15 protein-coding genes are annotated in these 14,585 nt (G+C 27.4%); all 15 read left to right on the top strand.

Annotated features, from left to right (window positions below):
- Positions 1-759: 759 nt before the first annotated feature.
- Genes CPIN18021_RS04565 through CPIN18021_RS04495 form a run of 15 tightly spaced genes read left to right on the top strand, consistent with a single transcriptional unit; the run spans position 760 to position 14,581 of the window.
- Entirely contained in the window at positions 760-1,980 is a 1,221-nt protein-coding gene (locus CPIN18021_RS04565; RefSeq protein WP_078423347.1) for an argininosuccinate synthase, read from the top strand.
- A gap of 23 nt (positions 1,981-2,003) precedes the next feature.
- The gene (gene rplI / locus CPIN18021_RS04560; protein ID WP_078423346.1) at positions 2,004-2,453 is read left to right on the top strand and encodes a 50S ribosomal protein L9; all 450 of its coding nucleotides are present in this window, start codon (positions 2,004-2,006) and stop codon (positions 2,451-2,453) included.
- Position 2,454: 1 nt separating this feature from the next.
- The gene (gene hslV / locus CPIN18021_RS04555) at positions 2,455-3,000 is read left to right on the top strand and encodes an ATP-dependent protease subunit HslV (protein WP_078423345.1); all 546 of its coding nucleotides are present in this window, start codon (positions 2,455-2,457) and stop codon (positions 2,998-3,000) included.
- The gene (hslU, locus tag CPIN18021_RS04550; RefSeq protein ID WP_078423344.1) at positions 3,000-4,322 is read left to right on the top strand and encodes an ATP-dependent protease ATPase subunit HslU; all 1,323 of its coding nucleotides are present in this window, start codon (positions 3,000-3,002) and stop codon (positions 4,320-4,322) included. Before hslV ends, hslU begins: the two co-directional genes overlap by 1 nt.
- Positions 4,319-5,188: a GTPase Era gene (gene era, locus CPIN18021_RS04545; protein ID WP_078423343.1), complete on the top strand. Its 870-nt coding sequence runs from the start codon at positions 4,319-4,321 to the stop codon at positions 5,186-5,188. The genes hslU and era overlap by 4 nt, the downstream gene beginning before the upstream one ends.
- Before the next feature lie 60 nt (positions 5,189-5,248).
- The gene (locus CPIN18021_RS04540) at positions 5,249-5,698 is read left to right on the top strand and encodes a hypothetical protein (protein ID WP_078424521.1); all 450 of its coding nucleotides are present in this window, start codon (positions 5,249-5,251) and stop codon (positions 5,696-5,698) included.
- Complete coding sequence (locus CPIN18021_RS04535; protein ID WP_078424520.1) at positions 5,695-6,780, top strand: hypothetical protein; 1,086 nt, start codon at positions 5,695-5,697, stop codon at positions 6,778-6,780. The genes CPIN18021_RS04540 and CPIN18021_RS04535 overlap by 4 nt, the downstream gene beginning before the upstream one ends.
- Complete coding sequence (locus CPIN18021_RS04530; RefSeq protein WP_078423341.1) at positions 6,780-7,427, top strand: pilus assembly protein PilO; 648 nt, start codon at positions 6,780-6,782, stop codon at positions 7,425-7,427. The genes CPIN18021_RS04535 and CPIN18021_RS04530 overlap by 1 nt, the downstream gene beginning before the upstream one ends.
- The gene (locus CPIN18021_RS04525; RefSeq protein WP_141080412.1) at positions 7,427-7,852 is read left to right on the top strand and encodes a hypothetical protein; all 426 of its coding nucleotides are present in this window, start codon (positions 7,427-7,429) and stop codon (positions 7,850-7,852) included. The genes CPIN18021_RS04530 and CPIN18021_RS04525 overlap by 1 nt, the downstream gene beginning before the upstream one ends.
- Positions 7,833-9,389 (top strand): pilus (MSHA type) biogenesis protein MshL, encoded by a 1,557-nt coding sequence (mshL, locus tag CPIN18021_RS04520; RefSeq protein WP_078423339.1) that lies wholly within the window; start codon positions 7,833-7,835, stop codon positions 9,387-9,389. The genes CPIN18021_RS04525 and mshL overlap by 20 nt, the downstream gene beginning before the upstream one ends.
- Positions 9,379-10,197: an ATP-binding protein gene (locus CPIN18021_RS04515; protein WP_078424519.1), complete on the top strand. Its 819-nt coding sequence runs from the start codon at positions 9,379-9,381 to the stop codon at positions 10,195-10,197. Before mshL ends, CPIN18021_RS04515 begins: the two co-directional genes overlap by 11 nt.
- Complete coding sequence (locus CPIN18021_RS04510; RefSeq protein ID WP_078424518.1) at positions 10,190-11,053, top strand: CDC27 family protein; 864 nt, start codon at positions 10,190-10,192, stop codon at positions 11,051-11,053. The genes CPIN18021_RS04515 and CPIN18021_RS04510 overlap by 8 nt, the downstream gene beginning before the upstream one ends.
- The gene (locus CPIN18021_RS04505; protein WP_078423336.1) at positions 11,053-11,598 is read left to right on the top strand and encodes a hypothetical protein; all 546 of its coding nucleotides are present in this window, start codon (positions 11,053-11,055) and stop codon (positions 11,596-11,598) included. Before CPIN18021_RS04510 ends, CPIN18021_RS04505 begins: the two co-directional genes overlap by 1 nt.
- On the top strand, positions 11,598-13,340 hold the full coding sequence (locus CPIN18021_RS04500; protein WP_078424517.1) for a GspE/PulE family protein: 1,743 nt from the start codon (positions 11,598-11,600) through the stop codon (positions 13,338-13,340). Before CPIN18021_RS04505 ends, CPIN18021_RS04500 begins: the two co-directional genes overlap by 1 nt.
- A complete protein-coding gene (locus tag CPIN18021_RS04495) occupies positions 13,337-14,581 on the top strand; it encodes a type II secretion system F family protein (protein WP_078424516.1) in 1,245 nt (414 codons plus the stop codon). The genes CPIN18021_RS04500 and CPIN18021_RS04495 overlap by 4 nt, the downstream gene beginning before the upstream one ends.
- Positions 14,582-14,585 lie beyond the last annotated feature (4 nt).

The following is a 14,585-nucleotide window of genomic DNA, read 5'->3' as shown; positions in this document are numbered from 1 at the left end:
TAGTATTAATAAATATTTTTTGTCATTATTGAAATAATATTTTTTTACTTTTATAACAATATATTAAAAGATTATGAAAGGAATGCTGTGATGATATATGGATTTGTATTTTTATATTGGTAGCACTTGCAACACTTATAAACTGGGCTAAAAATTCAAATAGCTAAAATTTAAATTATATAGATACACTCCCAGCCAAGGAATAGCTGGGGTAAACTTATAAAAAAATATCTTTAGTAACATAGCTAACAAAAAGATTTTAATGATTATTTAATAAACCAAAAAGTACAAGATTTGATATGCAAAGTTTTTAAAATTGTCTTTAATATAATTAAGTAAAAATCAATTTGATAAATAAACACAAAAAAGCAAAAATAAAACTTTGGATAGATAAAAAAAGAGAGCACTCAAAGTCTAAAATAATACAAGCTTTGCAAAGATATAAAACTTTAAATTTAAATAATTCAATAAAACACTATAAAGAGATGATAAAATTACTTTTGGGTGATTTAAAAGACAATAAAAGTAATAAAATTTCAAATAAAGATCTCAAAATAAATTATATTTAAGCATTTGCGGTATTACACTTTTACTCCATCCTTTTATTTTTTATTACTATTTTATCTTTTTTGTATCAAATAAAATATATTTTTTTAATTCTTTGGTCTATTTTGTATTTAAATTAATATTTATCAAAATTGACATTAAAAGTTTTTTTGTATAAAATTAACATACAATAAAAACATAAGGAATATTGTTATGAAAAAAGATGTTAAAAAAGTAGTTTTGGCGTATTCTGGAGGCCTTGATACTAGTATTATTCTAAAATGGTTACAAGATGAGTATAATTGTGAAGTTGTAACCTTTACAGCTGATATAGGTCAAGCTGAAGAGATTGAATTAGCTAGAAAAAAAGCACTAGATTTGGGTGTAAAACCTGAAAATATTTTCATAGAAGATTTAAAAGAAGAATTTGCAAGAGATTATATATTTCCTATGTTTAGAGCAAATGCAATATACGAAGGCGAATACCTGCTCGGCACTTCAATAGCAAGGCCACTTATAGCAAAAAAACAAGCAGAGATCGCAAAGCAAGTAGGAGCTGATGGTGTTAGCCACGGTGCAACTGGAAAAGGAAACGATCAAGTAAGATTTGAACTTGGATACTATGCTTTTAACTCTGATCTTAAAATAATAGCTCCTTGGAGAGAATGGGATCTTAATTCAAGAGAAAAACTATTAGCTTATGCTGAAAAAAATGGAATAGACATAAGCAAGAAAAAAGGCAAAAGCCCCTACTCTATGGATGCAAACTTGCTTCATATAAGTTATGAGGGTTTGGTTCTTGAAGACCCAGCATTAAAGCCAGAAGATGATATGTGGAGATGGACCGTTAGTCCAAAAGATGCACCAGATGAAAGTGAAATAATCACGATAGGATACGAAAAAGGTGATCCAGTAAGCATAAACTCAAAAAAAATGAGTCCAGCTGAGCTTTTGGCTGAGCTAAACAGACTTGGTGCAAAACACGGCATAGGAAGACTTGATATAGCTGAAAATCGCTACGTGGGAATGAAAAGCAGAGGTTGTTATGAAACACCGGGTGGAACTATCATGCTAAAAGCGCATAGAGCAATAGAAAGTATAACGCTAGATAGTGGAGCTGCACACCTAAAAGATGAGCTTATGCCAAGATATGCTGAGCTTATATATAATGGCTATTGGTGGTCATCAGAAAGAGTTATGTTGCAAGCAGCTATTGATAAATCACAAGAACATGTTAACGGAGAAGTTAAACTTGAGCTATATAAAGGCAATGTTATAGTTTTAGGTAGATCAAGCGCTACCGATAGCTTATTTGATGAGGCTTATAGCACTTTTGAAGAGGATAATGTTTATGATCAAAAAGATGCACAAGGATTTATAAAATTACACGCACTTAGATTTATAATAGCATCTAAAAACGGAAGAAAATTTTAAAAAACAAATAAAGAAGGAACAAAATGAAAGTATTATTAATAAAAGATGTTAAAGGTTTAGGTAAATCAGGAGAAATAAAAGAAGTAAAAGATGGATATGGAAATAATTTTTTAATAGGAAAAGGCCTTGCTAAATCTGCCACTCCTGATGTTATAAGACAATATGAAGCTTCTCAAAAAAGAAAAGCTGAAGAACTAAAATATGAAATAGCTAATTTAGAAAAACTAAAAGATGAACTTGAAAAAGTAACAGTTGTTGTAAAAAAACCATTGGGCGCCAATGGTAGTTTATTTGGTTCTGTTTCAAAAGATGAGATAGCAACAGAGCTTGAAAGTAAATTTCATCTTATTGTAGATAAAAAATCAATAGAAATAGATCACAATAACTTAAAAAATGCAGGTCTTTATAACTTAAATGTAAAACTAGGACATTCTATAAATGCAAATTTAAAAGTTGAAGTAGAGGGTGAATAAAGTGTTTCATGCAACAACCATACTAGCATATAAAGGAAAAAATAAGTCTGTTATAGGTGGTGATGGACAAGTTAGCTTTGGCAATACAATACTTAAAGGCAATGCTACAAAAATAAGAAAAATACACAATGGAAAGGTTATCGCTGGTTTTGCTGGTAGCACAGCCGATGCCTTTAATCTTTTTGATATGTTTGAAAAGAATTTAGAACAAGCTAAGGGTGATCTTTTGAAGGCTGTTATTGAGTTTTCAAAAGAGTGGAGAAAAGATAAGTATCTTAGAAAACTTGAAGCAATGATGTTAGTTTTAAATAGAGAAAAAATTTTCTTACTAAGTGGAACTGGTGATGTTGTAGAGCCAGAAGATGGAAAAATAGCAGCTATAGGAAGTGGCGGAAACTACGCATTATCAGCAGCTAGAGCATTAGACAGGGTAGATACTAATATTGATGAAGAAGAGCTTGTAAAACAGAGCTTAAATATAGCTGGAGAAATTTGTATATATACAAATACAAATATAAAAACTTATGTTATAGAGGATGAAAAATAATGAATATGACACCAAAACAAATAGTTGAGTTTTTGGATGATTATGTTATCGGGCAAAAAAACGCTAAAAAAATAATAGCCATAGCTTTAAGAAATAGATACAGAAGAATGAAGCTTGAAAAATCTATACAAGATGATATAGTTCCAAAAAACATACTTATGATAGGTTCTACCGGTGTTGGAAAAACAGAGATAGCTCGTAGACTATCAAAGCTTATGGGACTTCCTTTTGTAAAAGTAGAAGCTAGCAAATATACAGAAGTTGGATTTGTGGGTCGCGATGTTGAAAGCATGGTTAGAGATCTTGTTATGGCTTCTTTTAATCTAATAAAATCGGAACAAAGCGAAAAAAACAAAGAAAAAATAGAAGAATACATAGAAAATAAAATTATCAAAAAATTACTTCCACCACTTCCAAAAGGTGCTAGTGAAGAAAAACAAGCTGATTATGAAAAAAGCCGTGAAAAAATGGTAAATAAATTTAGAAATGGTGATTTAGATGATTTAACGATAGAGATAGAAGTAGAACAAAGTGCTATTGATACAAACTCGCATATGCCACCAGATATGGCTCAAATGCAAGAAAGTTTTATTAAAATCATTGGAATTACAAATAAAAATGTAAAAAAAGATATGAAAGTAAAAGATGCCAAAAAAGCACTAGAGTCAGAAGCGAATGAAAAAATTTTAAATATAGATGATATAAAATCAGAAGCTATAAGAAGAGCTGAAAATGAAGGTATCATATTTATAGATGAGATTGATAAAGTTGCTGTTAGCTCTGGCAACTCCAGCAGACAAGATCCAAGCAAAGAAGGTGTTCAAAGAGATCTTTTGCCTATAGTTGAAGGCTCTTTGGTTTCAACAAAATTTGGAAATATAAAAACAGATCATATACTTTTTATAGCAGCAGGTGCCTTTCATATAAGCAAACCAAGCGATCTTATACCGGAACTACAAGGTAGATTTCCTTTAAGGGTTGAATTAAATAGTCTAGATGAAAGCGTTTTATATAAAATTTTAACTCAACCAAAAAATTCACTCTTAAAACAGTATATTGCACTATTGAAAACTGAAAATGTTGAATTAGTTTTTGATGATGAAGCTATAAAAGAGATAGCAAAAATAGCACAAAATGCTAATGAAAATATGGAAGATATAGGCGCTAGAAGACTGCATACTGTTATAGAAAAAGTAATAGAAGATATAAGTTTTGAAGCAAGTGATAAGGTTGGAGAAAAGATAATAGTAACAAAAGAACTTGTTAGAGAGAAACTTGAAAATATAGTCCAAAATCAAGATCTTGCAAGGTATATACTTTGAAGTCTGGTTTTGTTAGCATCATAGGGCGAACCAATGCTGGGAAGAGTTCGCTCTTAAATGCTTTACTTAATGAAAAAATAACAATAGTTTCGCACAAACAAAATGCCACAAGAAGAAAAATTAATGGCATAGTGATGCATAAAGATAATCAAGTAATTTTTATAGATACTCCAGGACTTCATAAAAGCGAAAAAGTTTTAAACAAACTTATGATAGAAGATGCAAAAAAAGCCATGTCTGATTGTGACGCGATAGTGTTTATGGCATCTGTTTATGATAGCGTTTTGGATTACGAGGAATTTTTACAATTAAACCCACAAAAACCTCATATTTTAGTCATTAGTAAGATAGATAAGGTAAAAAATGATGTTTTACTAAAAAAAATATCAGAATATCAAAAATTTCAAGATAAGTTTATAGCTTTAATACCTTTTAGCATAAAGGGAAATAACTACAATAATTTGCTTTTAGATGAAATAGTCAAAATTTTACCAGAACATGAGTATTTTTTTGATCCAGATTTTATAACAAACACGAACGAAAAAGAAATTTTTAAAGAATTTATATTAGAATCAATATATGAAAATTTAAGTGATGAAATACCTTATTCTAGCGATGTTATTATTGATAAAGTTATAGAAAAAGATCAAATTGTTGAGATTTATTCAACAATAATAACAGAAAAAAAATCACATAAATCAATGATTATTGGCAAAGATGGAAATACCTTAAAAAGAATAGGCATACATGCTAGAAAATTAATTTGTAATTTAGTTGGAAAAAAAATATTTTTAAAGACAAATGTGATTATTAAAAAAGGCTGGACTAAAGATGAAAAATTTATAAGTAGCCAAAATTTATATTGACTTTTAAATGAAAATCAAATAAAATATATACTTTTTAATAATTAATTATTAAGGTTTTGCATGACCAACAACAAAGTTGAAAGTAATGATGCTATGATAACCATCGATCCTTATATTGGTGAAGCTTTCAAATTTAGCAATAATAAAGTTACTATATTTGAAATAAATAAGAATTTATCATACAAAAATCATTTCTTTATATCTTATTTAAAACTTAAAAGCTTAAATACTGCAATAATAGAAATACCAAAAAGTATAAGCAATGATGATCTGGCAAATATACTATCAATTAAAGCTTATGAAGAACTTTCTTTGGATGCAGAAAAAGATTATAAAATTTCATATATAGAAATGTCAGGATTAAATGCAGAAAATAGATTTTTTAATGTTTTTGTTATAGATACAGAAACATTAAATGGTATTTTTCAAAATACCATTGAAAATATAAAATATATTGATTATATAGGAATAGCACCATTATTATATAGTGCTATGTATAAAAAAATTTGATACAAAAATCAAATATTGATTGTTTTATTAATCTTTCAAAAGATGATGCGTTTTTAGCTGTATATCAGGGTGGCGAATATTTTACATCAAGAACACTAAGATATAATTTAACATATATAAAAGATAAATTTTGTGAACAGGCAGGCGAGCGAACAAGCGATAAACTTTTTTTTAACACGCTTAAACAAAATGGTATCTCTAAAGATGATAGCGAAGATAATGTTTTTTCAAAAAATATTTTTTACATACTAGATGATTGTTTTTCTTATATATCAGACATAATAAACAGCTTAAACAGAATTTATGATATAAGTATAAACAATATATTTATAGATACAGATGTAGGTAATATAAATGGATTATCCAAATTTGTTTCTCAAAAATTAGAGTTACCTGCCTCTGATCTAAATGCCGATTTAGCCATAAATAAAAACAATATTTATTTTGCACAAAATCACAATTTAATGAATATAGAAGGATGGAATTATAAAGAAGAGGAAAATGATGATCTTAACTTTTCTATATTCAAAAGACCTCCACCATTTTTTCAAAGAAAAAGTGGAAAGTTTATCACAACTCTTGCAGTATCTTTTTTACTTTCTCTTTCTTATCCAATTTTTAATTACTCATATGGATTTTTTTTACAAAAAGAAGCTGACAAAATGCAAGAAGAGTATAATATTAAGCACAATGATGAACTAAGAATAAAGTCAAAATTAGAAAACCTAAATAAAGAAAAAAACATAATTAGAGATAAATTGACTGAAGAAGAACAAAGATTTGATTTTAGAAAAAAATTACTAAGTGAAATAGATGATAAAAAAAATAATTATAAAATGAAAAGTATAGTTTTATATGATTTAAGTAATTTATTAAATAAAGAAGAAATTAAAATAAAAAGAATTTATAGCAATGATAAAAACATAACCATTAGAGTGCAAAGTGATAGTGATAAAAAAATAACAGAATTTATAAAATCTATTGCAAAGTCGCCAAATTATTCAGTTGGAACGAAAGAAATATCGTTTATTGAAAAACCTATTAAATTTTACGAAAGTAATATAAGCGTGGAGATAAAATAATGGGAAGTGATATATTAGATAAATTAGACAATTATTTTGAACAAAAAAACCAGAGCGAAGTTTCCATTATTTTTATTGGAGCTGCTTTATTTACAATTATTATAATATACCTTATTGCATTTGATTCTTCAACTAATTTTTTTGAATCAAATAGAGATAGACATGCTGATATAGACACAAAATTATCCAATACAAACCACTATTTAAAATCAGTCAGCTCTGCAGATGGGGATATTGAGTTTGAAATCAATAGACAAACAAAAGCCTTAAATTTGCTAAACAAAACTTTATACAATAAAATAGAAATGAATAACTATTTTGATAAAAGACTAAGAGAATTATCTTATTTATTATTTAATGAACAAAATTGGGCTAATTTTGTCGACAATATGGTTTTACTAGCAAAGAGTACCGGGATTCAAATACTAAATTTGCATAATGAGTTCAAAAATCCCGGATATCAAAAAATAGAACAATTTTTAAATATAGACATATATGCAAAAGGAAATTTTAAAAGTTTGATAAACTATATAAATAAAATAGAAGAATCTAAGCTTGTTGTTGATCTCAACAAGTTAGATATAAACTCTACCGACAATGATCTTGATGCAAAACTTGGAATATCTGTATGGGGGATGAAATACTAATGAAAATATCAAATAAATTTTTTATAATATTGTTTTTATTATATACATCATCTATTAGCAACGAAAATAATATTATACAAAATGAGACTGCTTCACAGGAACAAATATTTGAAAGAATATCAAAAGTAAGAGTTGGCTTAAAAAAAGAAGAGTTAGAAATAGTAGAAAATCCTTTTATTTCTTCAAAAGTTCAAAATAAAATTACTACACAAGATTTAAATGACGGTATCAATAATATATTTGTATTAAAAGCTATTATGAGCAATAGAGCCAAAATAAACGATAGATGGTATAAAATAGGTGATAGTATAGAAAATGCTATTATAACAAATATATCAAGCGAAAGTGTTGTTATATCAAATCAAAACGAAAAACAAACATTAAAAATAGCGAGGGAAAATCCAAATGTTCAAATTTCTAAGTAAAAATTTACTTTTTACATTTGCTTCAATAATAATTTTAACAACAGATGCTCTTAATGCAAAAGAAAGCAACTGTCTAAGTAGAAGCTTTAATATAAAAATTCTAGAAGATATTACAATTAGCGAAGTTATTAATCAAATATCAGATATGTGCTATTTTAGTGTTGTTGTAAAAGATAATTATAGTAAAAAAATATTATCCGATAAGATATCTGGAATAAATATAAAAAATATGTCATTGAGCGATAGCTTGAATATATTGCTTAGTGAAAATAATTTAAATTATGAATTTTCAAATAATGTTTTAAAAATTTCAGCGCTAAAAACAAAAACATTTAAAATAGATTATATAACATCGGTTAGAGAAGGAAGAGCTGTAACAAAAGCCTCTGTTGATTCATCTCCTATTGAATTTGGAGAAAAATCTAACTCAAACGAATCATCTTCAGATACAAAAAACCAAGATAACATAATAAGTACAATAGAAAAATTTGATTTCTGGGAAAAACTCGGAGTAGAACTAAAAGCTATATTAAACAATACGACAGAAAATATATCTGCTCCTGATCCTATTATTAATTCAAATGCTGGATTAATAACAATAACAGGAACTCCATCTCAAATCAAAAGAGCGGAAAGCTATATACATCAAATACAAAAAAGACTAAAAAAACAAGTTGTTATAGATGTGTCTATTATATCTGTCGAATTAAACAACCAATACAAAAAGGGTGTTGATTGGTCTAAATTTGAATTAGGTTTTAACTCTAATGTGTTTAGCAACATAGAACAAAAAGGTGCAGATGATAAATCTACAGTAAGAACAGCAGAAATTTCAACCCCTAGCTCATTTAGAATAAGCACAAATTCACTTAATTTTGGTGGTTCTAAGAGTACTCTAAGATTAGGCGCTGCTTTAAATTTAAACATAGACGGTGTTCTTAATTTTTTAGAAACAAACGGAAAAACAAAAGTTATATCTAGCCCAAAAGTTACAACATTAAATAATCAACAGGCACTAATAACAGTTGGAGAAAATATAAATTATAAAATTCAAGAAACTAGTGAAGCAAGTGAATCGGGAAGACTCAATGTTACATACAAACAATATTCTACATTTGTTGGTATCTTACTCAACCTATTACCAGAAGTATCTGAAGATAATAGAATAATGCTTAGAATCAATCCTTCACTAAGTAGCTTAAGCGGAACTACCAATAGACTAAATTTAAACGGAGAAAGATCAATAGCACCAGACACTTTACAGAAAAAAATATCTACAGTTGTTCATGTTAATAGTGGAGATACTATAATATTGGGCGGATTAATTGATCAACAAAAATCAAAAAGAAACACAAAAGTTCCTCTTCTTGGCGATATACCTTTTATAGGAAATGCATTTAAATCAACAAATGATACACTAACCACAACAGAACTTATTTTTGTTATTACTCCTAGAGTAATAGATATAGAAGATCAAAAGCCGGTCGCAAATAGCCTAAAAGAACTTGGTTTCTCAAAGTCGATATATGAAAGATAATGTATATACAACAATAAAAAATAACTTTATTGAAGATGACAATTTAGACTGGTTTATTAATTTAGATAAATCAGTCAGCTGTTATAACAAAATAGTATCAGCCCTTAAAAAACCTCTAAAGTTAGTTTTGTTTTATGGTAAACCTGGAAGTGGTAAAACATTTTTATTAAATAAAATAAAAAATGACTTAAAAGATAAAAATGATATAATATTTTTTTCTCATCCATTTTTTAGTGAGAAAGATTTTATTTATGCTATATATGAGAGAATTTTTGGAGATAAAAATCCAGATATTGAGAATTTTGAAAATTTTTTAAGAGCGTATTCTTCTAAATTTAAAGCAGATGAAGAACATATAAACAATCAAAAAATAGTTATTTTAGATGAAGCTCAATTATATCCACCAGAACTAATAGAAAAAATAAGGCTTATGGCTGATAGCAGATTTTTTAAGTTTTTATTTACCATTCACAAGACAGAAAATGAAGACCTGCTAGCTAAAGACTATTTTCAAACTAGAATTTGGGAAAGCATAGAATTAAAAAGTGCTGAAATGCCAGAGATAAGACTTTATATTCAAAAAAAGATAGAAAAGTTTATCAACAAAATTAATTTTAATGATGAAGATTATCAAATAATATACAACTTTACTGATGGAAATTTAAGAAATATAAATAAACTTATGTATAAATTTTTTGAAATTTGTGAAAGCTATGAAGTAAACCAGCCATCATTTTTGACCGATTTAAGAAAAAATTATAAAATACTTCATATGGCAGCAATATCATTAGGGATCATAAATGCTTGATTTTTCAGAACTAAAAGAACTTGAAAAAAAATACGAACAATACGAAAAATCAATGCGATCAAAAAAACGCATTGATTTTCAAAAATATATTATTTTAATTAAAAATGAAAAAATAATTTTTTTTCTAGTTATGATTATAATTCTTGCGTATAGTTTTTTACATAATAACACCTCATTAGATAAAAGCGATATAAAAAGCGATATAAAAAACGAATTTCAGATAAAAAATATTGAATCAAAAAATAAATTCGAAAAAGAAATAGAACAAAATAATTTAGCACAAAAAATAGCAGATAAATTAGAAGAAAAAAAACAAATTAACAATATAGAAAACAACAAAACAACAAAACAACAAAAAAATAACAACACAATTCAAGGTTGGCTGAAAATAAATACAATAAATCTAGAATATAATTATGATAATTTTACAAATGATCAATCAATTTTAGAATCAAAAGACAATGAACAAATTATACCAACCAATCAAAGCAAGGAATACATATACAATAATAAAAATAATAATAAAAAATTTCAAATAGAGATAAAAAATTCAGAAACTAATGATGAAGAAAAAATTTTAGAAAATAATTTTTATAGAACAAATGATATAAGATACGCAATACAATTGGCAAAGTATTTTTTAGAAAACAAAGAATACGAAAAAGCTTTAAAATGGTCATTAAATGCTAATGAGATTGATAATTCTAACGAAGATAGCTGGAGTATATTTGCAATAGCTAAATACAAATTAGATCAAAAAAGCGATGCTTTAAAGGTTCTAAAATCCTACAACAAATCTAAAAATAGTGAAAACATAAACAAATTAATCAATAAGATAGAAAGCGATACATTATAATGAAATATATTTTTATATTTTTATTTATAGCAAATCAATGTTTTGCTATAAATGGTGCAGATATTCAAAACTGGTTTAACAATAAAAATTATTCACAAGTTTGTTCAAATGCAGTTGAGAAATTCTACAAAGACAACAATGACGATGGAATATTAAATCTTTATGCGATATCTTGTCTTAATACACATCAGATAAATAGACTAACATTGCCTATTTTTAAATTAGTAAAAACAAAAGAAGCAAGAGAGAATGCAGCATATTTTGCTGATATATTATTCAAGAAAAAACTATTATATCATGCTATAATAGATGGTATAGACATAGATTATATAAGACTTCCAAAAAGTGATTATATACTATCAATGATATTTGATAGATTTGTTAAAAAAGATTATGAAAAAGATGGAGATATATATATATTTAATGATAATAATTCAGATACTTATTATGAGTTAGGGAAAAGTAATGATTATAATGAAATTCAAAGAATATATATAAAAACATATAAAAACGATGAGCTTATTTCAGAAATAGAGTATTGGTAATGAATTCAACTGAAAATATATTATTTAAACATTTATTGGATAATCAAAAAATAACAAAAGATATAGACGAAACAACCTTACAAAATCAAAATTTATCGCTAGTAGATATTCTCATAAAAAACAACTTGATAGATGAAGAGACTTTAATTATGTCTGCGGTTGAGCTATATAGAAGAAATAGGTTAGATATATCATCTATAACTAACGATATTGGAATCATGATAGATGATTTTTTGAAAATAATTTCTAGAGAATTTAACTTAGAGTTATTTGATCTTGATAATGTAAGTATAGATTATCGCATATCTGAAAAAATAGGTATTTCAAAAATTAAAAATTTTGAAATATTACCAATTAAAGAAGATGAAATAAACGTATACGTTATCTTTAAAAATCCTTTTGATATTATAACACAAGATAAGGTCCAAAATTTATTCAATAGAAAATTATTAAAAGTTGCGATAGCAAATCCAAATCAGATAGATAAATTCATAAATAAACTAGAACTAAATGAAAGTATAAGAGATCTAATAATAGAAATCAGAAAAGAACTTTCAAGTTCAGCAATAAACAATCAAGCTGATGAAAGCTCTGGTATTCTTAAACTAATAGAAGTTATACTAAAAACTTCTATTCAAAGTAGAGCTAGTGATATACATATAGAACCAACGGAAACAAATTGTATAGTAAGAAGTCGTATAGATGGATTACTCACTGAAACATTTATCTTTGATAAAGATATATATCCTCCTATGGTTAGCCGTATGAAGTTGCTATCAAATATGGATATAGCCGAACGTAGAAAACCTCAAGATGGTCGTTTCTCTGCTCAAATTTTAGACAAAGAGTATGATTTTCGTATATCTACATTACCTATATTAAACGGTGAAAGTATTGTTCTTCGTATATTGGATAAATCAAAAGTTGTAATAAATCTTGAAAATTTAGGTATGCACCCTGAAAATTTTGATAAATTTAAAAAGGCTATGAAAGCCCCTTACGGAATTATTTTGGTTACTGGACCAACAGGCTCTGGTAAAACAACTACTCTGTATGCTGCACTAAATGACATTAAAAGTGTGGATACAAAAATAATTACTGTTGAGGATCCTGTTGAGTATCAACTTAATCTAATTCAACAAGTACATGTAAATGAAAAAGCTGGTTTAAATTTCTCATCAGCATTAAGATCTATATTACGTCAAGACCCTGACATTATAATGATAGGCGAGATAAGAGATCAAGAAACTTTGCGCATAGCAATACAAGCTGCCCTTACTGGACACTTAGTGTTTTCTACACTCCATACAAACGATGCAATATCAGCGCTTCCTAGAATAATAGATATGGGGATAGAACCATATCTTGTAAGTGGTGCTTTGGTTGGTATAGAAGCACAAAGACTTGTTAGAAAACTTTGTCCTCACTGTAAACAAAAAATCAATTTGTCAAAAACAGCGATGAAAGATTTTGAAAATTTTTTACCGCAAGAGTATCAATTTTATACAAATGTTGGTTGTGAGCATTGTTCAGGAACAGGTTATATGGGACGTGAAATGATAAGTGAAATTTTACCTATTAGTGATCATGTACAAAATTTAGTTGCAAACTCAGCAACCAAAGAAGAGATTAGAAAAGTGGCATACGAAGAAGGATTTATTGATATGTTTAAAGATGGCATTTTGCGTGCAGCAAGAGGCATAACAACAATAGAAGAAGTTTACAGGGTGGCTAAAGCATGAAATTTTTTGAAGTTGAATACATAGACAACGGAAGAAGACAAAAAATAATTCTTAAAGCTAACAATAAAAATGAAGTTAAAAATATAGCAACTTCAAGAAATTATGGAATGATAGTAAAAATAGGCGAAACAAAAGCTATTCCAATAACAGAGCAAATAAACGATTTTGGTGATAAAATATCTAAAATATTTATAAAACCAAAATTAAAAACACCTATTTTAGTTGCTAGCATAAGACAATTAAGTGTTATGACAAATGCTGGAATATCTATACACGATAGTATCAAAGAAATTGCAAAATCATCTGAAGACAAAAGACTACAAGAAATTTTTAATAAAATAAATGAAGATTTAAATCAAGGCTCAAGTTTGACAGAATCAATGAATTCATTTAGAGATGAATTTGGAGATGTAACAATAGCTATGATTAGACTTGGAGAAAATACAGGTAATATGGCCGAATCAATGACCAAACTTGCTGAAATATTACAAGATGTTTGGGATAATCAACAAAAATTTAAAAAAGCTATCCGATATCCAATAACAGTAATAGTCGCCATTGTAATAGCATTTGCAATTATGATGCTATCAGTTGTTCCGAAATTCCGTGAAATTTTTGAACAACTAGGGGCTGAATTGCCGTTACCAACGAGAATGCTACTTGCAATGGAAAGTGCTTTAAGTAACTATGGTCTTTTTATTTTGGGGGCATTTATTGCGTTATTGATAGTTTTAAAAAAAGCATATGGCGGCAATATGGAATTTAAAAAGTCATTTGATAAATTTGTTTTAAAAGTATATCTTATAGGCAAAATAATACATTTTTCTACAATGAGTAGATTTAATCTAATTTTTACAGAATTGGTTCGTGCTGGAATTCCTATAGCGGACTCACTAGACACTGCTGTTTTAACAGTTTCAAACGAAAATTTAAAAGCAAAACTTTCTGGCGTTAAAGTATTAGTAGGCAGAGGAGTGAGTTTAACCGAAAGTTTTAAAGATACAGAATTATACGAAAGTATGTTGCTTCAAATGATTAGTGCTGGTGAGCAAAGTGGTAGCTTGGATTCTATGCTTGAAAAAGTAACCGATTATTATAAAATGAAATTTAATGATATTATTGACAATATATCAACATATATAGAGCCTATTCTTTTGGCTGTTTTAGCCATAATGGTTACATTTTTAGCACTTGGTATATTTATGCCTATGTGGGATATGGCACAAGCTGTAAAATCATAGTATA

It is taken from the genome of Campylobacter pinnipediorum subsp. caledonicus (assembly GCF_002022005.1).
Classification (GTDB): domain Bacteria; phylum Campylobacterota; class Campylobacteria; order Campylobacterales; family Campylobacteraceae; genus Campylobacter_A; species Campylobacter_A caledonicus.
The sequence above is the reverse complement of the archived record's forward strand: the minus strand, read 5'-3'. Positions and strand labels throughout refer to the sequence as shown.

What these genes read in the sequence shown, in the direction of transcription:
- hslU (WP_078423344.1), top strand. Translation starts at nt 3,000, where the DNA reads ATGAATATGACACCAAAACAAATAGTTGAGTTTTTGGATGATTATGTT.
- CPIN18021_RS04510 (WP_078424518.1), top strand. Translation starts at nt 10,190, where the DNA reads ATGCTTGATTTTTCAGAACTAAAAGAACTTGAAAAAAAATACGAACAA.
- CPIN18021_RS04530 (WP_078423341.1), top strand. Translation starts at nt 6,780, where the DNA reads ATGGGAAGTGATATATTAGATAAATTAGACAATTATTTTGAACAAAAA.
- CPIN18021_RS04540 (WP_078424521.1), top strand. Translation starts at nt 5,249, where the DNA reads ATGACCAACAACAAAGTTGAAAGTAATGATGCTATGATAACCATCGAT.
- CPIN18021_RS04515 (WP_078424519.1), top strand. Translation starts at nt 9,379, where the DNA reads ATGAAAGATAATGTATATACAACAATAAAAAATAACTTTATTGAAGAT.
- CPIN18021_RS04500 (WP_078424517.1), top strand. Translation starts at nt 11,598, where the DNA reads ATGAATTCAACTGAAAATATATTATTTAAACATTTATTGGATAATCAA.
- CPIN18021_RS04505 (WP_078423336.1), top strand. Translation starts at nt 11,053, where the DNA reads ATGAAATATATTTTTATATTTTTATTTATAGCAAATCAATGTTTTGCT.
- mshL (WP_078423339.1), top strand. Translation starts at nt 7,833, where the DNA reads ATGTTCAAATTTCTAAGTAAAAATTTACTTTTTACATTTGCTTCAATA.
- CPIN18021_RS04525 (WP_141080412.1), top strand. Translation starts at nt 7,427, where the DNA reads ATGAAAATATCAAATAAATTTTTTATAATATTGTTTTTATTATATACA.
- CPIN18021_RS04565 (WP_078423347.1), top strand. Translation starts at nt 760, where the DNA reads ATGAAAAAAGATGTTAAAAAAGTAGTTTTGGCGTATTCTGGAGGCCTT.
- CPIN18021_RS04495 (WP_078424516.1), top strand. Translation starts at nt 13,337, where the DNA reads ATGAAATTTTTTGAAGTTGAATACATAGACAACGGAAGAAGACAAAAA.
- rplI (WP_078423346.1), top strand. Translation starts at nt 2,004, where the DNA reads ATGAAAGTATTATTAATAAAAGATGTTAAAGGTTTAGGTAAATCAGGA.